Raw genomic sequence first — 18579 nt, forward strand, 5'->3', positions numbered from 1 at the left:
CGGCACGACCGGCACCGCCGGCACGACCGGCAGCGCCGAGGACCCGAACCCGGCCGATCCCGACGCCGCCGAGGCCGCAGGGACCGACCCGCTAAACTCTCCGCCGACCGTTGAACCGACACAAAGGAACAATCCGTGAAGATCCTCGTCACCGGAGGGGCCGGCTTCATCGGCTCGAACTTCGTCCGGCGCACCCTGCAGGACGCCTACCCCGGCCTCGAAGGGGCGGACGTCGTCGTCTACGACGCGCTGACCTACTCGGGCAACCTGGAGAACCTCGCCCCGGTGGCGGACTCGCCTCGGTACACCTTCGTGCAGGGCGACATCACCGACGCTGCGAAGCTCGACGAGGTGATCCCGGGCATCGACGCGATCGTCCACTTCGCCGCCGAGTCGCACGTCGACCGTTCCGTCCGCGACTCCGGCGTCTTCGTCGAGACGAACGTGGTCGGCACCCAGCGGCTGCTCGACGCCGCACTCCGCCACGGCACGCCGCGGTTCGTGCACGTCTCCACCGACGAGGTCTACGGCTCGATCAGCGAGGGTTCGTGGGCCGAGGACCGCCCGCTGGAACCGAACTCGCCGTACTCGGCGTCGAAGGCCGGCAGCGACCTGCTCGCGCGCAGCTACCACCGCACGCACGGACTCAACCTCTCGATCACGCGCTGCTCGAACAACTACGGGCCGTACCACTTCCCCGAGAAGGTCATCCCGCTCTTCGTCACCAACCTGATCGACGACAAGCACGTCCCGCTCTACGGCGAGGGCAACAACGTCCGCGACTGGCTGCACGTCGACGACCACACCCGCGGCATCGCGCTCGTGCTCACCAAGGGCCGCGCGGGCGAGATCTACAACATCGGCGGCGGTACCGAGCTCACCAACAAGGAACTCACCGAGCTCCTCCTCGAGGCCACCGGGAAGGACTGGTCGTACGTCGACCGCGTGCAGGACCGCCTCGGCCACGACCTCCGCTACTCGGTCGACATCTCGAAGATCCAGGCCGAGCTCGGCTACGAGCCGCAGGTCCCGTTCGAGCAGGGTCTCGCCGACGTCGTGCAGTGGTACCGCGACAACCGCGCGTGGTGGGAGCCGCTCAAGGAACGCGCCGCGCTGTGACCCGCTTCCTCGTCACCGGGGCCGCCGGCATGCTCGGCCAGGACCTCCAGCACGCGCTGGCGGGTCGTGACGTCACGGCGCTCAGCCGCGCGGACCTCGACATCACCGACGCCGGGGCGGTGGCCGCCGCGGTCGAGGGCCACGACGTCGTGATCAACAGCGCCGCGTACACGAAGGTCGACGACGCCGAGTCCCACGAGGACGACGCCGCCGCCGTGAACGCGCGCGGCCCGGAGGTCCTCGCGACCGCGACGGCAGCGACCGGCGCGAAGCTCGTGCACGTGTCCACCGACTACGTGTTCGACGGCACCGGCACGACCCCGTACGCGGAGGACGCCCCGCTCGCCCCGCTCGGCGCCTACGGGCGCACGAAGGCCGCCGGCGAGGAGGCGATCCGCCGGATCGCCCCCGACTCCTCGTACATCGTGCGGGGTGCCTGGCTGTACGGCGAGCACGGGCCGAACTTCGCGAAAACGATGATCCGGCTCGCCGGCTCGCACGAGACCGTCAGCGTCGTGACCGACCAGATCGGCCAGCCGACGTGGACCGGCGACCTCGCGCGGCAGATCGTCGCGCTCGTCGACGCCGACGCGCCCGCGGGCACCTACCACGGGACGAACGCCGGTCAGGGTTCGTGGTTCGACTTCACGAAGGCGATCTTCGCCGAGGTCGGGCTGGACCCCGAGCGGGTCCTACCGACGGACAGCTCGGCGTTCGTCCGACCCGCGCCACGTCCCGCGTACAGCGTGCTCGGGCACGACGGCTGGGCCCGGGCCGGCCTGGCACCCATGCGCGACTGGCGCGATGCGTTGCGCGCCGCCGTGTCGGCGGGCGTCCTCGACGCCTGACCCACCCGGGAAGGACTGGAGGCCCGGATCACGTCCGCCGCGCGCGGAACGTGATCCGGGCCTCCAGTGCTTCCCCCGTCGTCTCCGGTCAGCGCGTGCCCGCCCGCAACCGCTCGTCGAGCGGCGCGACCGCCGCTTCCGGACGGAACCGCTCGGCTGCCGCGGCCGCCGCCGCTCGCCGCCCGGCGAGCAGCTCGCGGTCCGCAGCCAGCGCGCGCACCGCGTCGGCGAGCGCCCGCGGATCCCCCGCCGGTACCGCGGTGACGGCGTCCCCGAAGGCCCGGCGCTGGGGTGCGGTGTCGCTCGTGACGACCGCGAGGCCGGCGGCGGCACACTGGTAGACCTTGTTCGGGACGACCTTGAGCGCCTTCGGCGTCGTTCCCATGATGCCGATGCCGACGTCGTGGCTCGCGACCAGCGCGGGGAGGTCCGCGGCGTCGACCCAGGGGATCCACTCCGTCGGTGCGCCGCCGTCGGCGGCCGCGCGCGCGGCGTCGAGGTCCTGCCCGGAACCGATCATCGTCACCGTGACGCTGCCGTCCGACGGCAGCATCCCGATCGCCGCACCGATCGTCTCGGCCCCCTGCAACGGCGTGAACAGGCCGTAGAAGACCACGCGGAGCGGTCCGGCGCCCTCCGCGCGATCGGTCACCGCTGCGTCGTACCAGGCCTCCTGCGCGCCCACGGGCACCACGACGGCCTTGGACCGGAGACCCTCCGGCACGAGGTCGCGGTGTTCCTCGGTGTCGACGACGACCACGTCGGCGATGCGGAGCGCCGACGTGTCCAGGAAGCGGAGCAGCCGCTGCTTCAGCCCGGCCTCCCCCACCCCGCGGTCCTGCGCGGTCGTCGCCGCGAAGATCAGGTGGTCGAGCGCGATCGTGGTGCGCGGGAAGAGCGTGCGGGCGAGCCACACGTCGAAGTGCCCCATGTACCCGACGAGCAGGGCGTCCGGACGACCCGAGCGACGGGCACGGAGGGCCTTGCCGACCAGGCGTGACCAACTCGTGGCGAGCCGGCGGGCCATCTGCAGCGCGCCGGATCGGGCCCCGAGCATCGCGACGCGGTCGCGCGTGGACAGCCCCAGCGGCACGTTCGCCTCGGCCACCAGGTGGCCCCGGGACCGCAGGCCGTCGGCGAGGACGCGCACCCGAGGGTGATCCGAGGCCTGGTATGTTCCGAAGGTCAAGATCCGCACGTGTGTCGCCCCTTCCCGGTCGATGCGCGCGCCGTCGAGGTCCTGACGCACCCGATCAACCCTAGGTGAGAATGACCGACGCCCCGCAGCCCGCACCGCGCTCCCGAGCCAAGACCGTCGTCCGGGTGGTGGCCCTCCTCGTCGCCCTGGCGCTCTGCGTCGCGTTCCTGGTCCCGCGCGCCGGCGACATCGCCGACGCGTTCGGTCGGCAGGACCCGTGGACGCTCGTCGCGGCGCTGGTCCTCGGCGCGGCGGCGACGTACGTGACGTTCCTGTCGTGGCGGGCGCTCATGGCGGGTGCCGGGCACCGGATCCCGCTCGCGGCGTCGCAACGGGTGTTCTTCCTGTCCCAGATCGGGAAGTACATCCCCGGCTCCGTCTGGCCGATCGTCGCCCAGGCCGACCTCGGACGGGAACACAGGGTGCCGCCGGCGCGCAGCGTGGCCGTCGGCATGCTCACGCTGCTGGTGAGCTGCGGAGCCGGCGTCTGCGTGGCCGCCGTGACGATCCCCTTCGTGCAGCCCGACGCCTTCGCGCGGTACTGGTTCGTCCTGCTCCTCGTCCCCGTCGTGCTCGCCGCGCTGCACCCGGCCGTCCTGCGGTTCGGCCTCCGCCTGGCGTCGAAGGTCACCCGCCGCGACCTCGGCACGATCGACATCCGGCTGGGAGCGGTCCTCCGGGCCTTCGGCTGGGCCGCGCTCGCATGGGTCGTGTTCGGTCTGCACATCGCCCTCGTGCTCGTCCCGCTCGCGCACGTCGACCTCCGCGTCACGGTGCTGGCGATCGGCGCCTACGCGCTCGCCTGGCTCGTCGGCTTCCTCGTCTTCTTCCTCCCCGCCGGACTCGGTGGCCGCGAGGCCGTGCTCACGGCGATGCTCACCGCGGGCGTCCCGCTCGGTGCCTCGGCCGCGGTGAGCGTCGCGGTGATGTCCCGCGTGCTGCTCACCGTCGTCGACCTGGTGTTCGCGCTCGGCGCCGTGCTCGGGGAACGCCGACACCGCCGCGCCCGGGCCGCGGCCGGATCGCCGTCCACGGCACAGGTCGAGCCGGGAGCGGCCGCGGAGTAGTCCGCAGCCGCCGTCGCCGTCGCCGTTGCCGTCGCTGTCGCGGTGACCGTCGAGGAGTTGCCCGGGAGCCGCTGGTAGGGTCGTGCGACGCACCGCCAGCGGCCGTCAGGATCGCAGTCAGCCACACCGAGGAGCCGCACGAGATGACCACACTCCGCGTGATCGTCGACCAGGTGATCGCCCCCGTCCCGGGTGGCATCGGCCGGTACGCCGAGGAACTCACGCGGGAACTCGTCGCCACCGCACCCGCCGGCTGTGACGTCGTCGGGGTGGTGTCCGCAGCACCGCGCGAGGACACCGACCGGCTGCGCACGCTCCTCCCCGGGCTCGCCGACCTCGAACGCCTGGTGCTGCCCCGCCGGGAGCTCGCGCTCGCCTGGCAGTCCGGGTTCGCCCGGGGTGCCTCGCAGGGCATGGTGCACGCCCCGAGCGTCCTCGCGCCCCTCGTGAAGCACGATCGCTCGCTCGAGCCCGGCCGCCAGACGGTCGTCACCGTCCACGACACGGTGCCGTGGACCCATCCGGAGACCCTCACGCCCCGAGGCGTGCACTTCCACAAGGCGATGGTGAAACGCGCGTTCAAGTACGCGGACGCCGTCGTGGTGCCGACCCACGCGGTCGCCGGGGAGCTGAACCGTCTGCACCCGTTCGGCGACCGACTGCGGGTGATCGGCGGCGCACCGAGCGGCCGCCTGCGTCTCCCCGTCGACGCGGACCTCCGTGCCGAACGCCTCGGACTGCCCGAGCGGTACGTCCTCGCCGTCGGCACCCTCGAGCCGCGCAAGGGCCTCGCCCACCTCATCGCCGCGATGGCGCACCCGGACGCACCGCAGGAACTCCCGCTGGTCATCGCCGGGCCCGACGGTTGGGGCGACGTCGACGTGCACGGCGAGGCCGAACGGGTTGGCCTCGCACCGGAACGGCTCAAGGTCCTCGGGCGCATCGAGGACGCGGACCTCGCCGTCGCCTACGACCGCGCCACGGCGTTCGTCTTCCCGAGTCTCGCCGAGGGCTTCGGGCTCCCCGTGATCGAGGCGATGAGCTTCGGCACCCCGGTCATCCACTCCGACGACGCCGCCGTGTGCGAGGTCGCTTCGGACGCCGGCGTGGTCGTCGCGCGCGACCCGCGTGAGTCCTACTCGGAACGCCTCGCCCAGGCCGTGTACCAGGTCGCGAACGACCGGCGCCTCGCCGCCCAGCTCGCCATCGCCGGACCGGACCGTGCGCGCATGTTCACGTGGCAGGACTCGGCGTCGGAGACCTGGCAGTTGCACGCCGACCTCTGATCGACGCCGCGCCAGCAGGGGTGCCCGTCACGGATGTGTGTCGATCCGGCGTCGCGACCGTGTCATCGGCTGTCGGCGCTCGTCCGGCTGCCAAGATCGGAGCATGACGCGTCGACACCCGCTCACGATCCTGACCGCTTCGATGGCACTCGGCGTCGCGACGGCCGCTGTCCTGAGCGGGTGCTCGGGCAGCGAGACCCCGGTCGGCACGCCGTCCGCCAGTGCCTCCGCGACCGCGTCGTCGACCCCGACCCGAAGTGCGGCGCCGCTCCCCACGCCCGAGCCGTCCGACCCGAGCGACGACCAGACCGGCTCCGCTGACGACGGGACCGGGCCCGGCACCGGGAACGGGAGCGGTGCCCAGGCGCCGGCGAACGTCGACTTCGGGAAGATCTCGAAGCAGGGCATCGCGGCGGCGGGTGGGGGCACGGTCGTGTCGCTGGCCGGCTCCGGCGACGCCTGGACGGTCGTCGTGGACGGACCCGACGGCTCGCTCACCCAGGCGGTCGTGTCCGCGACGCTCGACCGGGTCACCTCCGGCCCCTTCCCGAAGGACTCCGACGCGGCGACCAAGACGGCGAACGTCGCCCGGGCCGCGGCGCTCAAGGTCGACGCGACGGCCGCGGCCTCCCGGGCCGCTTCGGCCGCCGGCGGCACCGTCAGCGCGGTCACGCTGGGTGGGAGCGGCACCGCGCCCACGTGGACGGTGGCCGTCACCGTCGGCGGGGCTGCTCGGACCGTCACCGTGAACGGGGTCACCGGCGCGACGAGCTGACACCGGCCCGGGCGCGATCGTCGGCGCCGTCGGCCCGGCGCCGTCGGCCCGGCGCCGGTGTCAGAGCGCGTCGCGGAGTCGCGCCGCCTTCTCCTCGACCACCCGCTCGAGGTCGTCGGCGTGCTGCTGCAGGCGCGTCGCGACGGCGGGGTCGGACGACCCGATGATCCGGGCGGCGAGGAGCCCGGCGTTCGCCGCACCGTTGATCGCCATCGTCGCGACCGGGATGCCCGCGGGCATCTGCACGATCGAGAGCAGCGAGTCGAGGCCGTCCAGGCGCGCGAGCTGCACGGGCACGCCGATCACCGGCAGCGTCGTCATGGACGCGACCATGCCCGGCAGGTGCGCCGCTCCCCCGGCACCGGCGATCACGACGCGGATGCCCCGCGCCGCGGCACCGCGGGCGAACCGGGTCATCTTGTCCGGCGTCCGGTGGGCCGACACGACGTCGGCTTCGAAGGCGATGCCGAGTTCCGTCAGGGTGTCGGCGGCGGCGCGCATGGTCGGCCAGTCCGAGTCGGACCCCATGATGATCGAGACGAGCGGCTGGGCGGAGGCTGCGGTGTCGGTCACGGCACGAGCCTACTGGAGCGCGTGGCGGGCAGGTCGGCGGGTCAGCGCACCGTGACCACGGTGCACCCGATCGACGTGTCGCCGCCGGCTCCGAGGCCGATCGCGGTCAGGCACACCGTGCGCTTCCCGCTCGCGGCCGCCACGGTCACCTCGTAGCCGTGGTTCCGGCCGACGGCGTGCACGCGGTCGACGTCCGGCCGCGAGGCGTTCGCGGGCCACGCCCCGACCGCCTTCCCGTCCACCGTCATCCGGACCGTCACCGGCTTGGTGGTGTCGTCACGGTCGAAGGCCCACCCCCGCACGGTCAGGCGGCGCTTGGCGCTCGAGGTGGCCGAGTCCCGCTTCGCCTGCGGCGCCGACGACGCGGCGGCCGCCGGAGCCGGCGTCACGACCGGGGCGGTCGTCGCCACCGGAGCCGGCGTCGCGACCGGGGCCGGCGTCGTGACCGGGGCGGTCGTCGCCACCGGGGCGCTCGTCGCAGGCGTGCCGAGGCGGCCGTTCGCGACCAGGGTCTGCGCGTACGCCGACCACCACTTGCCCGCAGCCGGACCGCCGTTGCAGGCGCCGTCGCTCGCGCCGGGGGTCTTCACCCAGAGGAGCGCGTCGAGGCCCGTGCCGTCGGAGACGATCCGCGGCGACGTCCCCAGGCCGGCGCCCGCGGCGTTGCACCAGGTCCCCCGCCAGCCCTGCCCGTTCCGGGAGGTGTCGATCACGTAGTGCGAGCCCCCGGTGAGCGCGGACACCTTCTCGGCGTAGGCCTGTTCCTGCTCGGTCGGGTAGTAGTTCGCCACGTCGGTGAAGAACCCGCGGGCGTCCTGCACCCCGGCGCTCTGCAGCCGTGCGGCCATCACCGTCGGGGGCACCCAGTTCGAGTTCCCGGCGTCGAGGTAGGCGGGCACCCCGGCGGCGGTGAACGCGGCGACCTCGCGGGAGAGGATCCGGAACCGCTGCTGCCCGAGCGACGCGTCGCAGGCGCTGTTGCTGAGCATCGCGAGGGAGTCGGGTTCGACGATGACCGCGGCCCGGTGCCGGGCGACGTGCGTCACGATCTGGTCCACCCACGCCGTGTACGCGGCTTCGTCCAGGCCACCCGCGGAGTGCCCGCCGCAGTCACGGTCCGGGATCGCGTAGGTGACGAACACCGCGGTGGTGCCCTCCCGGTCGGCAGCGGCGACGGCCGTGTCGATCGTCTTGGTGAGGGTGGTGCCCTGCGTCCAGTCGCCGAGCCACGTGGCGACGGGGTACTGGGCGATGGTCTTCGCCGCCGCGGCTCCGGCCGGGTCGGACGTCGCGAGCGCGGCGGCCTGCTTCGCGGCCTCGCTGGTGTCGGACCGGTGGGGGCCCTTCCCGAACAGTGTCGCCGTTGCGGCGGCCCGCATCGAGGCGGCGGTCGTCGGGGCGGCCGTCGCTGCCGTCGCTGCCGTCGCTGCCGTCGCCGTGGGCGTCAGCCCTCCCACGACGACCGCTGCGCCGGCGACGAGCGCGCCGAGCGTGGCGAGTGGGACGGACGTGGCGGGCACGCTGACGCGGCGCATGACGGGACTCCTCGGACTGGTCGGCCTCTGACCGGTCCATGGGAGCACGCGCTCCCGGCCCCCGTACACACGCCAGATCGGGTGCCACCCGAGCGGGTGTCCGGCGTTCTGCGGACCGCGGAGCTCAGTCGTCGAAGTGCGCGGCCGCCGCCCGGGCGCGGTAGGTGACGTCGTCGAGGTCGTCGCCGATCACGGTCACGTGGCCGATCTTCCGGCCCGGACGCGGATCCTTGCCGTAGAAGTGGTACTTCGCCTCGGGGAAGGCCTCGAGCGCCGCCGGGTACCGCGCCGCCAGGTCGCCGTCGGCCGGGCCGCCGAGCACGTTCACCATCACGGCGGACGGCGCGTGCGTCCCCGTCGCACCGAGCGGCAGGTCGAGGACCGCGCGCAGGTGCTGCTCGAACTGGCTCGTCGTCGCGCCGTCGATCGACCAGTGGCCGGTGTTGTGCGGCCGCATCGCGAGCTCGTTGATGAGGATCCGCTCGTCCTCCGTCTGGAACAGCTCGACCGCCAGCACGCCGGTGACGCCCAACTCGGTCGCGATCCGCACCGCGATGTCCTCGGCGGTGTCCGCGATGCGTCCGGCGCTGTCCGGCGCGGGCGCGAACACCTCGGCGCAGACCCCGTCGCGCTGCACCGTCTCGACGAGCGGCCACGCGACCACCTCGCCGGAGGGACGGCGAGCGACGGACTGTGCGAGCTCCCGGGTGAACGGCACGAGCTCCTCGACCAGCAGGGCCTGCCCGCCTCCGGCCTCCGCGACCGCGATGAACCAGTCGGACACGTCCGCGGGGTCCGACACGACCCGGACGCCCTTGCCGTCGTACCCGCCACGCGCGGTCTTGACGACGGCACGGCCGCCGTGGTCGTCGAGGAACGCCTGCAGTTCGTCGGGATCCTGCACGGCGGCCCAGTCCGGCACCGGCAGTCCGAGCTCGGTCAGACGTGTGCGCATCGTGATCTTGTCCTGCGCGACGGCCAACGGCTCCGGCCCCGGACGCACGGCGACCCCGGCGTCGACGAGGGCGCGGAGGACGTCCTGAGGCACGTGCTCGTGGTCGAACGTGACGACGTCGACGTCCGCAGCGAAGGCGAGCACGGTCTCGGCGTCGTGGTAGTCCCCCTCGGCGGTGGCGGCGATCGCTGCCGACATGCCCGGCCCCTCGGCCAGGACGCGGATGTCGATCCCGAGTTCCACGGCCGCGGGCACCATCATCCGTGCCAGCTGACCCCCACCGACGACCCCGACGCGCAACGCCATGCTGAGTGTTCCTTCCGTCGTTCACACCTTCCGGCGGGAACGCACTGTCTACAATCGCTCTTCGGGTCGTCCACAGGCGACCGTCTGGTCGCGCCACCGCGACCATCCCCAACTCTACGGACCATGGAGAACACGTGCGGCGTCTGATTGCCCAACTGGCTCGGTTCGGCGTCGTCGGTGCCGTCGGCTTCGTCGTCGACACACTCATCTTCAACGTGCTCCGCGCGACGGTCCTCAGCCCCGACGAGATCCACTCCGGTCCCTTCTGGGCGAAGGTCATCTCGACGGTGGTGGCGATCTTCGTCAACTGGATGGGCAACCGCTACTGGACCTTCCGTGACCAGCGTCGGTCCGTCGCAGCGCGGGAGGGCCTCGAGTTCGTGGTGGTCTCCCTGGGCGGCATGGTGATCTCCCTCGGCTGCCTCGGGATCTCGCACTACGTGCTCGGGCTGACCTCGGCCCTGGCCGACAACATCTCCGGCAACGTCATCGGCCTGGTGCTCGGCACGGTGTTCCGGTTCTGGCTCTACAAGGTGTGGGTGTACCACCCGGACCGCGCCGACCGCGCGACCGGGGACGTCGAGCCGACCGGCGCCGGCGGGCAGCAGGTCTCCTCCAACGCCTGATCCGGTCCGCGCGACGAGCCCGGACGACGGCGCCGACGCCGTGCACGTCGACGGCGCCGACGCCGTGCCCGTGCACGTCGTCGGCGCCGTCGAGGAGCACCGCGGTCGAGGACGCTAGCGGCCCATCCCCCGGTAGGTGAAGCCGGCAGCGGTCCAGGCGTCACGGTCGAGGCAGTTGCGGCCGTCGATCACGACGGGGGTCGACACGAGTGCGGCTGCGTCGGCGGGGTCGAGTTCGCGGAACTCGTTCCACTCGGTGAGGACGAGCACGAGGTCGGCGTCGCGGAGCGCATCCGCGGCGCTCTCGACGTAGTCGAGCTCCGGGTGGACCCGGCGCGCGGTGAGGACGGCCTCAGGGTCGTACGCGACCACCGTGGCACCGTGCCCGAGGAGCCGTCCCGCGATGTCGAGGGCCGGGGAGTCGCGGACGTCGTCGGAGTTCGGCTTGAACGCCAGCCCCAGCACGGCCACCCGCTTGCCGGTGACGTCACCGCCGAGGGCCTCGTGCGCGAGCTCCACCACGTGGTCGCGACGGCGCAGGTTGATCGCGTCGACGTCGGCGAGGAACGCGAGCGACTCGGGCACGCCGAGCTCGGTCGCCCGCGCCTGGAACGCGCGGATGTCCTTCGGCAGGCATCCGCCGCCGAACCCGAGACCGGCGTTCAGGAACTTCCGGCCGATCCGGGCGTCGTGCCCGATCGCGTCGGCGAGCGCCGTCACGTCGGCGCCGACCACCTCGGCGATCTCGGCCATCGCGTTGATGAAGGAGATCTTCGTCGCGAGGAACGCGTTCGCGCTGACCTTGACGAGCTCGGCCGTTGCGAGGTCGACCACGAGGCGCGGCGTGCCCTCGGACAGGGTGGTCGCGTAGACCTCGTCGAGGAGGGCGACGGCGCGCTCGCCGGTCTCGCCCGCGGGCACGCCGTAGACGAGGCGGTCGGGTGAGATCGTGTCCTGCACGGCGAAGCCCTCGCGCAGGAACTCGGGGTTCCAGACGAGCGAGGCTCCGGGCACCGCGGCCTCGACCTGGGCGGCCAGTCGTGCGGCGGTGCCGACCGGGACGGTGGACTTGCCGACGACGAACTCGCCCGCGGCGAGGTGCGGCACGAGCGCGTCGACCGCGGCGTCGACGTAGGTGAGGTCTGCTGCGCCGGTCGGTCCCTGCGGGGTGCCGACGGCGAGGAAGTGCACGCTGGCGCCGGCCACCTCGGCCATGTCGGTCGTGAAGCGGATACGGCCCGACTCGAGGGCCTCGGTCAGGATCTCGGGGAGCCCGGGCTCGAAGAACGGGGCCTCGCCCGCGGCGAGCCGTTCGATCTTGACGGGGTCGACGTCGACCGCGACGACGTCGTGTCCGAGCTTGGCCATTGAGGCGGCGTGCACGGCACCGAGGTAGCCGCAGCCGATGACAGAGATACGCACGGGACGACGGTACCGGGTTCTCGTCGAACTTCCTCCGAGTGCGATGGGCCGGTCAGGGCCGGACGTCGCCCCACTCCGGACGGTCCGCGCCGCCGACGATCTCGTCCCAGTCGGGTTCGCGGTGTCGGCGGCGGGCCTCGTACGCCTCGACCATGTCGTGCAGGACCGCCACCACGAGGTCGGCGTGCGGGACGTCACCGAGCACGAGCGCCGGTTCGTCGCCGGGGAAGACGAGGACGTCACCGGAGCGGAACAGCCCCTGCAGCCCACGGCGCCGGACCGTCACGTCGTACCCCCGGGAGTGCAGCAGCTCCCGCCGGGTGCGCGTGCCGAGGCCGTGCACGACGACGAGCCGCCGCGTGGTCACCACGTAGCGCTCGGACATCCACCGGAACAGGGGCACGGCGCCGCCGACGAACACGAGGACGAGGACGAGGGCTGCGACCACGGCGTTGAGCCACGCGAGTTGGGCGCGGAACACGCCGAACCCGAACCCGCCCGCGAGCACCACCAGCACGACGAACACCGTCGGCCGCACCAGCCGACGCGCGTGCGGCCGCAGGCGTGCGACGACGCGTTCGGGCGGCGGCTCGTCGGTCATGCGGTCATGCATACCGCAGGTGGGTGACGTCCCCCACCGCGACGCCCCTGGTGGCACCGTGTCGATCCCGGATCGTGATGCGCCCCTCGTCGTCGATGCCGATGGCGTCCGCCTCCTCGGCCGTGCCGTCGGGCAGTTCGAGTCGGACGCGCTGTCCGATCGTGCCGCAGGCCGACCGGACGTGGGACCGCACCGCCTCGGCACCGGCGCCGCCCGCGACCAGGGCGGCCACCGCCTCCAGGACACCCCCGTGGAACGTGGTCAGGACCCGGTCGGCGAGGTCCGCCGCGGACCCGCGCGCGCCCGCCACGGCGAGCGACGTGGAGGTCGGCGTCGGCAACCGGTCGGCCGGGATCGTCAGGTTCACCCCCGCGCCGACCACGACGCTGCCGTCTGCGGCGACCTGGCACAGGATGCCGCACAGCTTGCGGCCGTCCACCTGGACGTCGTTCGGCCACTTCACGACGACACGCGGGGCGGGCCGGGAGGCACGGGTCGTCCCCGCCACGTCGGGCACGTCGTCGGACTGGTCGTCCGCCAGCACGCCGGCGACGGCATCGCGCATCGCCGCGCCCGCGACGAGCGGGAGCCAACCGCGGTCGCGTTCGTCGAGATCGGCGCGGACGAGCACGCTCGCCGCGAGCGTCTCGCCGGCGGGTGCGGACCACGTCCGGTCGAGGCGGCCGCGGCCCGCCGTCTGGTCGAGGGTCACCAGGACGCTGCCGTGCGGCACCTCCGGCGCCCGCGTCAGCAAGTCGGCGTTCGTCGAACCCGTCGTCTCCGGTGCCGCGAAGGTCGCACCGGCCGCACGGACGGCCGCTCGGCTGGTGGGGAAGGTCGGCGACGCGGATGTGGACATGCACGCAAATCTACGGGCAGGAACCGTGGGGGTCCTCCAACCGACGCCGTGCTCGCCGCCGGTAGGGTGAGCGGGTGACTTCAGGAGACACCCCCGATCTCTCGACGACGGCCGGCCGGCTCGCCGATCTCCGCGAGCGGTACCACGAAGCCGTGACCGCCGCGGGCGAGGCCGCCATCGCGAAGCAGCACGCCAAGGGCAAGGGCACGGCCCGCGAACGCATCGAGCAGCTGCTCGACGACAACTCCTTCGTGGAGTTCGACGAGTTCGTCCGACACCGCACGCACGCGTTCGGCATGGAGTCGAAGCGCCCCTACGGCGACGCGGTCGTCACGGGCGTCGGCACCATCCACGGCCGGAACGTCGCGGTGTACGCGCAGGACTTCACGGTCTTCGGCGGCTCCCTCGGCGAGGTCGCCGGCGAGAAGATCGTCAAGGTCATGGAGCACGCGCTGAAGACGGGCGTCCCGATCATCGGCATCCTCGACTCCGGCGGCGCCCGCATCCAGGAAGGCGTGGTCGCGCTCGGCAAGTACGGCGAGATCTTCCGCCTCAACACCCGGGCCTCCGGCGTCATCCCGCAGATCTCCATCGTGATGGGCCCGGCAGCGGGCGGCGCGGTGTACTCCCCCGCCCTGACGGACTTCGTGATCATGGTCGACAAGACGAGCCACATGTTCGTCACCGGGCCGGACGTCATCAAGACCGTCACCGGCGAGGACGTCGGCTTCGAGGAGCTCGGCGGCGCACAGACGCACAACGCCGTCTCGGGTGTCGCCCACTACCTCGCCGAGGACGAGACCGACGCCCTCGACTACGCGCGGTCCCTCATCGGGTTCCTGCCGGACAACAACCTGTCCGACGCGCCCGCGTACGACGTCGCTCCCGAGCTGGAGACCACCGACGCCGACCGCGAACTCGACGTCGTCATCCCGGACTCGACGAACCAGCCGTACGACGTCACCACGATCATCGAGCACGTCGTCGACGACGGCGAGTTCCTCGAGGTCCAGCCGCTCTTCGCGCCGAACATCCTCATCGGCTTCGGTCGGGTCGAGGGCCGCACGGTCGGCATCATCGCCAACCAGCCGCAGGCGATGGCCGGCACGCTGAACATCGACGCCGGCGAGAAGGCCGCGCGCTTCGTGCGGTTCTGCGACGCGTTCGGCATCCCGATCCTCACCCTCGTCGACGTGCCGGGGTACCTGCCCGGCACCGACCAGGAGTGGACCGGCGTCATCCGCCGCGGCGCCAAGCTCCTGTACGCGTACGCCGAGGCCACCGTGCCGCTCGTCACCGTCATCACGCGGAAGGCGTACGGCGGCGCGTACATCGTGATGGGCTCGAAGCAGCTCGGCGCGGACATCAACCTGGCGTGGCCGACCGCCGAGATCGCCGTCATGGGTGGCCAGGGCGCGGTCAACATCCTGTACCGCTCCGAGATCAAGCGTGCCGAGGAGTCCGGGGAGGACGTCGCCGCCGTGCGCGCCAAGCTCGCGAACGAGTACACGTACAACGTCGCGTCGCCGTACCTCGCGGCCGAGCGTGGTGAGCTCGACGGCATCATCCAGCCGCACGCGACCCGCGTGTCCGTGGTGAAGGCCCTGCGGGCGCTCCGCGGCAAGCGCGCCTCGTTGCCGCCCAAGAAGCACGGGAACATCCCCCTCTGATGGGCCGCCACGCCGCCGCCGTCCCCGCGGTGCCCCACGAGACGACCGTGTCCGCCACGGCCGACGTCCGCGTGGTGTCCGGTGATCCCACGCCCGAGGAACTCGCGGCCGTCATCGCCGTCCTGCAGCGCCAGGCCGACGAGGCGGCGGCACTCGGACGCCCGGAGATCACGGTGTCGCCGCGCGCCGGGTGGGACGCCTCGGCACGCGGGCTCCGACACCCGCTCGACCACGGACAGGGTGCCTGGGTCCGGTCACTCCGCTGAGCGCGGGGGCCGCACGGGGACGCGGTACCGTGTACCCCTGGGTACCGGGGCCGCTGCGGCAGTGCAGGACGGACTCCCTGGTCGGTCTCCCCTCACTCGGGGGACAACTTCCCTCGACGCCGTCTGAAAATGCGCGATTTGTCCCCCATAATGACGACTGACAGACCCCTGGACGGCGGGCATAGTAGTTCGTGTTCGGTGTCCTTCAGCGAAGAACATCGCAGGTCGGTGGCCGACTAGGGTACGACGCCACCACCAGCTACGAGTCAGGGCGATATTCGGGTTGTCGCTCTCACTCGGGTCGTGAACGGGCCGGTCGCAACGACCGGCCCGTTCCCCGTTTCCGGGGCCTCCGCTGCCGGACCCGTCGGCTCAGGCGTGCTCGTGCCGCGGGATCTCGAGCCAGACGACCACGGAGTCGTCCTCGTCGCCGTCCTCGTCGTCCAGCCCCGCCCCCAGCGCTGCCGACTCGCTCGCCGCCGTGTCGAGTCGGAGCCCCACCACGGTCACCGCGGACTCCGACCCTTCCGGGACCGTCCGCACGATGACGTTGTCGGCCTCGCGTGCCTGGTGCAGGGCCTCGGCGATCCGGGCGTGCACCCGACGGAGGTCGTCGATGTCGAGGTCGTCGAGTCCGCCGTCGTCGTGCAGCTGCACCGTCGCGCCCCGGCGTCGCAGGCGCATCACCTCGGCGCGGACGTCGTCGGACAGCAGGGAGCGTCCGCGGATCTCGTCCCGGATCGCCTGCTCGAGGTGCAGGCACTCCGCACGCTCGGCAGCGTCGAGGTCGCCGTCGGTGTCGACGATCCGCTGCAGCATCGGCAGGGCCATGCGCGTCGTCTGGCTGAGGCGGAACTGCCGTTCGAAGACGTGCGCGTCCTGCGCCGCCTGCCAGTCCGCCGTCTCCTGCTCGGCGCGGACGAAGTCCCGGGTGACGCGGGTCGCCCGGTTCATCGCGGCCGTGAAGCCCGTCCCGATCACGACCCAGGCGACGCTGCCCAGGACGCCGAGGGACCCCAGGGCTCCGAGCCCCGCCCAGGCCACCGTGTGCACGGCGAGGAAACCCACGCCCACCCATGCGAACGGCGCCCGCCCGCGCACGACGAGCACCACCATCAGGGTGCCGACCGCCGCGATCCACCACGTGTTGTACCCGGGGCCGGAACGGAGCTCGACGGCCGGGGCGGCGATGATCGGCATGACGACGGCCGTCGCGAGCGAGAAGCACGTCGCCCACAGCGGCAGCGTGCGGCCGGGAACGAACAGGGCGAGCCCCGTCGCCGCCGCGTACAGCACCATGCACGTCACGACCGGCCCGACCTCGAGGGCGTGCGGCAGCGTCGTCGCGGCGAGGAACAGGTGGTAGACGGAGAACAGGGCGGCGAGGCCGATGGCGACGCCGGCGGGGATGGAGACCCTCACGAGCGGCCTCCCGTGTCCGGAGTCCAGTCGAGACGCACGCGCGTCCCCGCTCCCGGCGCGGACACGATCTCGGCCGTCCCCTCCACCGCGACCACACGCTCCACGATCGACCGGCGGACCCCGAGTCGTTCGGCCGGGATCGTCCGGACGTCGAACCCGGCACCGTCGTCACCGACCTCGACGTGGACCCCGATGCCGCGCTGCTCCACCCGGACCCAGCGGTCGACGTCGGCGCCGCCCGCGTGCTGCACGCTGTTCACCGCCGCCTGGAGCGCAGCCGAGGCGATCGCGTCGGCGACGGGCGCCGGCACCCGGAGCGCGGCGACGTCGCCGTCCAGCACCCGGACCGGTGCGGCCAGCGCGGCGACGGCGTCCGTGATGCGGGCACGGAGGTCGACGACGGAGACCGGCGGCGCGTCCCCCGGGCCGTCGGACGCCGCCGCCTCGAGGTGGTCGATCGCGTTCCGCGCCATGCGTGCCGCGAGGTGCTCGGCGTCGGCGGTCTCGGCCCGTGCGGCGGAGAGCAGCGTCGTGAGCACGCTGTCGTGCACGATCGCGTCGACCTGCACGCGCTCGACCTCGGTCGCGTGCTCCCGGATCGCGTGCGAGTACCGACGCACGGCGGTCGCCTGCGCGACGTCCACCGCCGTGGCGGCCCGCCGCAGCACCACGATGATGACCAGGACGGCGCCGCTGAGGATCGCGGTGTACACGCCGTCGAGCAGCGCCCGCGCTCCCGCGTCCCCACCGACGGGCGTGAGTCGGATGACCACGTACACGGTCGGCACGAGCGCCGTGTAGACACTCGCCCGCCACGACGCGAAACCCATGGCCGCGGCCGTCGAGCCGACCGTGCAGAGCCACCACGGCCACGGCACCTGGTCCGCCGGGATCGGCGCGTGCACCGTCAGCGGCCACGTGACGAGCGCCACGAGGAACAGCAGCGCGCACACGATCTGCGCGGGCTGCGCGAGGCGCCGCACGAAGACCGACCCGCCGACCACCAGGAACGACACTCCCAGCGCACAGGCGACGACGGGCCCCCAGAACGGGTCGAGGTACGGCAGCTGGTCGAGGACCGCCGGTGCCGTCGTGGCGCCGAAGCCGATCGCCGCCACCGCGAGGAGGAGCGTGAAGGCCCGCTCGAGCGACGCCTGGGTGATCGTTGCCCGGACGCTCCGTGCGGGGTCGGCCCCGAACGGCGCGGGCTCCCGCGGGGCGCGTGCAGGACGTGCTGCGGCCGCCGACCCGGCCCCGGGCACAGCGTCAGCCGCGGCCATCCTGCTCAGCGACCGTCGCCGTCGGGGTCGATGCCCGAGTCGAGCCCGGGGAGGATCCCGTCCTCGACCGCACGGCGGAGGAGGTCGACCTTCGTCGGTGCCGGACGACCGACCTCGACGTACTTCACGCGGATGCGGTCGAGGTACTCACGCGCCGTGGAGTACCCGATGCCGAGCTGCTGGGCTGCGAGCTTGAGCGGCAGGCCGGAGGCGTACAGGTGCAGGATCTCGCGCTCGCGACGACCGAGCTGCGCCTTCGCGAAGTCCCGGTCGGCATCGATCGCGCTGGCCCACTCGAGGTTGTTCAGCACGTCACCGCGGGCGACCGTCGCGACGGCGGCCATCACGGTCTTCGTCGCCGACGACTTCGGGATCACCCCGGCCGCACCGGCGGCGAGCGCCTCGCGCACGTTCGCCACGCGGTCGGCGATCGAGTGGACGAGCACGGCGGACCCGGTGCCCTGCACACCCTTGACGTTCGCCGTCACCGTGGAACCGTCGCCCAGCGACAGGTCGAGGACGACGACGTCGACCTCTCGCCCGTCGAGCTTCTCGATGTACTCGGGCACGCTCGCGGCGGTGAGCACCACCTCGAACCCCTCGTTCTGGCATGCCGCCTGGATCCCGAGTCGCACGGACTCGTGGTCGTCGACGATCGCGACGCGGACCGGCTTGGTCGCCAGTCCGGTCGTCCCGGTGGTGGTCGTGTCTGTTGCCACGGTGGCCTCTCTGGTCGATGCGCAGCCCCGGTCCCTGATACCGGGGTCGTCA

General features: G+C 72.8%; 18 protein-coding genes. 8 read left to right on the top strand and 10 right to left on the bottom strand.

Going from position 1 to position 18579, the window contains the following annotated elements; all coding sequences use genetic code 11:
- Positions 1 to 135 precede the first annotated feature (135 nt).
- Positions 136 to 1119, top strand: coding sequence for a dTDP-glucose 4,6-dehydratase (gene rfbB / locus ACTJKO_RS08835; protein ID WP_440687779.1), 984 nt, complete (start codon positions 136 to 138; stop codon positions 1117 to 1119).
- Positions 1116 to 1967, top strand: coding sequence for a dTDP-4-dehydrorhamnose reductase (rfbD, locus tag ACTJKO_RS08840; protein ID WP_440687781.1), 852 nt, complete (start codon positions 1116 to 1118; stop codon positions 1965 to 1967). The genes rfbB and rfbD overlap by 4 nt, the downstream gene beginning before the upstream one ends.
- Positions 1968 to 2055: 88 nt before the next feature.
- On the opposite strand, the gene ACTJKO_RS08845 is transcribed toward rfbD, so the two are convergent.
- Positions 2056 to 3216, bottom strand: a complete 1161-nt coding sequence (locus ACTJKO_RS08845; protein WP_440687783.1) for a glycosyltransferase — start codon at positions 3214 to 3216, stop codon at positions 2056 to 2058.
- 20 nt (positions 3217 to 3236) lie between these two features.
- Between ACTJKO_RS08845 and ACTJKO_RS08850 the strand changes: the two genes are divergently transcribed.
- The 3 genes from ACTJKO_RS08850 (at position 3237) to ACTJKO_RS08860 (ending at position 6293) form a co-directional block, all read left to right on the top strand.
- Positions 3237 to 4232, top strand: a complete 996-nt coding sequence (locus ACTJKO_RS08850; protein ID WP_440687785.1) for a lysylphosphatidylglycerol synthase domain-containing protein — start codon at positions 3237 to 3239, stop codon at positions 4230 to 4232.
- A gap of 143 nt (positions 4233 to 4375) precedes the next feature.
- Positions 4376 to 5518, top strand: coding sequence for a glycosyltransferase family 4 protein (locus ACTJKO_RS08855; RefSeq protein WP_440687787.1), 1143 nt, complete (start codon positions 4376 to 4378; stop codon positions 5516 to 5518).
- Positions 5519 to 5621: 103 nt separating this feature from the next.
- Positions 5622 to 6293, top strand: a complete 672-nt coding sequence (locus tag ACTJKO_RS08860; protein ID WP_440687789.1) for a hypothetical protein — start codon at positions 5622 to 5624, stop codon at positions 6291 to 6293.
- A gap of 60 nt (positions 6294 to 6353) precedes the next feature.
- Here ACTJKO_RS08860 and purE read toward each other — a convergent pair whose 3' ends face one another.
- From purE to ACTJKO_RS08875, 3 genes are all read right to left on the bottom strand, one after another.
- On the bottom strand, positions 6354 to 6866 hold the full coding sequence (gene purE / locus ACTJKO_RS08865; RefSeq protein WP_440687791.1) for a 5-(carboxyamino)imidazole ribonucleotide mutase: 513 nt from the start codon (positions 6864 to 6866) through the stop codon (positions 6354 to 6356).
- Positions 6867 to 6907: 41 nt separating this feature from the next.
- Complete coding sequence (locus tag ACTJKO_RS08870) at positions 6908 to 8401, bottom strand: glycoside hydrolase family 6 protein (protein WP_440687793.1); 1494 nt, start codon at positions 8399 to 8401, stop codon at positions 6908 to 6910.
- A 124-nt stretch (positions 8402 to 8525) separates the two neighbouring features.
- Complete coding sequence (locus ACTJKO_RS08875; RefSeq protein WP_440687795.1) at positions 8526 to 9662, bottom strand: 5-(carboxyamino)imidazole ribonucleotide synthase; 1137 nt, start codon at positions 9660 to 9662, stop codon at positions 8526 to 8528.
- A gap of 134 nt (positions 9663 to 9796) precedes the next feature.
- Here ACTJKO_RS08875 and ACTJKO_RS08880 point away from each other — a divergent pair, with 134 nt between their 5' ends.
- Positions 9797 to 10288, top strand: coding sequence for a GtrA family protein (locus ACTJKO_RS08880; RefSeq protein ID WP_440687797.1), 492 nt, complete (start codon positions 9797 to 9799; stop codon positions 10286 to 10288).
- Between the two features lie 114 nt (positions 10289 to 10402).
- On the opposite strand, the gene ACTJKO_RS08885 is transcribed toward ACTJKO_RS08880, so the two are convergent.
- From ACTJKO_RS08885 to ACTJKO_RS08895, 3 genes are read right to left on the bottom strand one after another with little or no spacing between them, the layout of a single operon-like run.
- On the bottom strand, positions 10403 to 11710 hold the full coding sequence (locus tag ACTJKO_RS08885) for a UDP-glucose dehydrogenase family protein (RefSeq protein ID WP_440687799.1): 1308 nt from the start codon (positions 11708 to 11710) through the stop codon (positions 10403 to 10405).
- A gap of 52 nt (positions 11711 to 11762) precedes the next feature.
- The gene (locus ACTJKO_RS08890) at positions 11763 to 12311 is read right to left on the bottom strand and encodes a PH domain-containing protein (RefSeq protein WP_440687801.1); all 549 of its coding nucleotides are present in this window, start codon (positions 12309 to 12311) and stop codon (positions 11763 to 11765) included.
- Positions 12312 to 12315: 4 nt separating this feature from the next.
- Complete coding sequence (locus ACTJKO_RS08895) at positions 12316 to 13170, bottom strand: biotin--[acetyl-CoA-carboxylase] ligase (RefSeq protein WP_440687803.1); 855 nt, start codon at positions 13168 to 13170, stop codon at positions 12316 to 12318.
- A gap of 74 nt (positions 13171 to 13244) precedes the next feature.
- Here ACTJKO_RS08895 and ACTJKO_RS08900 point away from each other — a divergent pair, with 74 nt between their 5' ends.
- Together ACTJKO_RS08900 and ACTJKO_RS08905 are read left to right on the top strand one after the other, a co-directional pair.
- Positions 13245 to 14840 carry an acyl-CoA carboxylase subunit beta gene (locus ACTJKO_RS08900; protein WP_440687805.1) on the top strand — a complete coding sequence of 532 codons (1596 nt, stop codon included), beginning with the start codon at positions 13245 to 13247 and terminating at the stop codon, positions 14838 to 14840.
- Positions 14840 to 15106 (top strand): acyl-CoA carboxylase subunit epsilon, encoded by a 267-nt coding sequence (locus ACTJKO_RS08905; RefSeq protein WP_440687807.1) that lies wholly within the window; start codon positions 14840 to 14842, stop codon positions 15104 to 15106. Before ACTJKO_RS08900 ends, ACTJKO_RS08905 begins: the two co-directional genes overlap by 1 nt.
- A 372-nt stretch (positions 15107 to 15478) precedes the next feature.
- Here ACTJKO_RS08905 and ACTJKO_RS08910 read toward each other — a convergent pair whose 3' ends face one another.
- Genes ACTJKO_RS08910 through ACTJKO_RS08920 form a run of 3 tightly spaced genes read right to left on the bottom strand, consistent with a single transcriptional unit; the run spans position 15479 to position 18527 of the window.
- Complete coding sequence (locus ACTJKO_RS08910) at positions 15479 to 16528, bottom strand: hypothetical protein (protein WP_440687809.1); 1050 nt, start codon at positions 16526 to 16528, stop codon at positions 15479 to 15481.
- Entirely contained in the window at positions 16525 to 17808 is a 1284-nt protein-coding gene (locus ACTJKO_RS08915; RefSeq protein ID WP_440687811.1) for a sensor histidine kinase, read from the bottom strand. The genes ACTJKO_RS08910 and ACTJKO_RS08915 overlap by 4 nt, the downstream gene beginning before the upstream one ends.
- A gap of 5 nt (positions 17809 to 17813) precedes the next feature.
- Positions 17814 to 18527, bottom strand: coding sequence for a response regulator transcription factor (locus ACTJKO_RS08920; protein ID WP_440687813.1), 714 nt, complete (start codon positions 18525 to 18527; stop codon positions 17814 to 17816).
- Positions 18528 to 18579: the final 52 nt, after the last annotated feature.

The organism is Curtobacterium sp. 22159 (assembly GCF_052045775.1).
Taxonomy (GTDB): Bacteria; Actinomycetota; Actinomycetes; order Actinomycetales; family Microbacteriaceae; genus Curtobacterium.

Excerpts from the sequence above, each read along its gene's own strand:
- ACTJKO_RS08850 (WP_440687785.1), top strand. The coding sequence starts at position 3,237 with ATGACCGACGCCCCGCAGCCCGCACCGCGCTCCCGAGCCAAGACCGTC.
- ACTJKO_RS08855 (WP_440687787.1), top strand. The coding sequence starts at position 4,376 with ATGACCACACTCCGCGTGATCGTCGACCAGGTGATCGCCCCCGTCCCG.
- ACTJKO_RS08860 (WP_440687789.1), top strand. The coding sequence starts at position 5,622 with ATGACGCGTCGACACCCGCTCACGATCCTGACCGCTTCGATGGCACTC.
- ACTJKO_RS08870 (WP_440687793.1), bottom strand. The coding sequence starts at position 8,401 with ATGCGCCGCGTCAGCGTGCCCGCCACGTCCGTCCCACTCGCCACGCTC.
- ACTJKO_RS08875 (WP_440687795.1), bottom strand. The coding sequence starts at position 9,662 with ATGGCGTTGCGCGTCGGGGTCGTCGGTGGGGGTCAGCTGGCACGGATG.
- ACTJKO_RS08890 (WP_440687801.1), bottom strand. The coding sequence starts at position 12,311 with ATGACCGACGAGCCGCCGCCCGAACGCGTCGTCGCACGCCTGCGGCCG.
- ACTJKO_RS08895 (WP_440687803.1), bottom strand. The coding sequence starts at position 13,170 with ATGTCCACATCCGCGTCGCCGACCTTCCCCACCAGCCGAGCGGCCGTC.
- ACTJKO_RS08905 (WP_440687807.1), top strand. The coding sequence starts at position 14,840 with ATGGGCCGCCACGCCGCCGCCGTCCCCGCGGTGCCCCACGAGACGACC.
- ACTJKO_RS08915 (WP_440687811.1), bottom strand. The coding sequence starts at position 17,808 with ATGGCCGCGGCTGACGCTGTGCCCGGGGCCGGGTCGGCGGCCGCAGCA.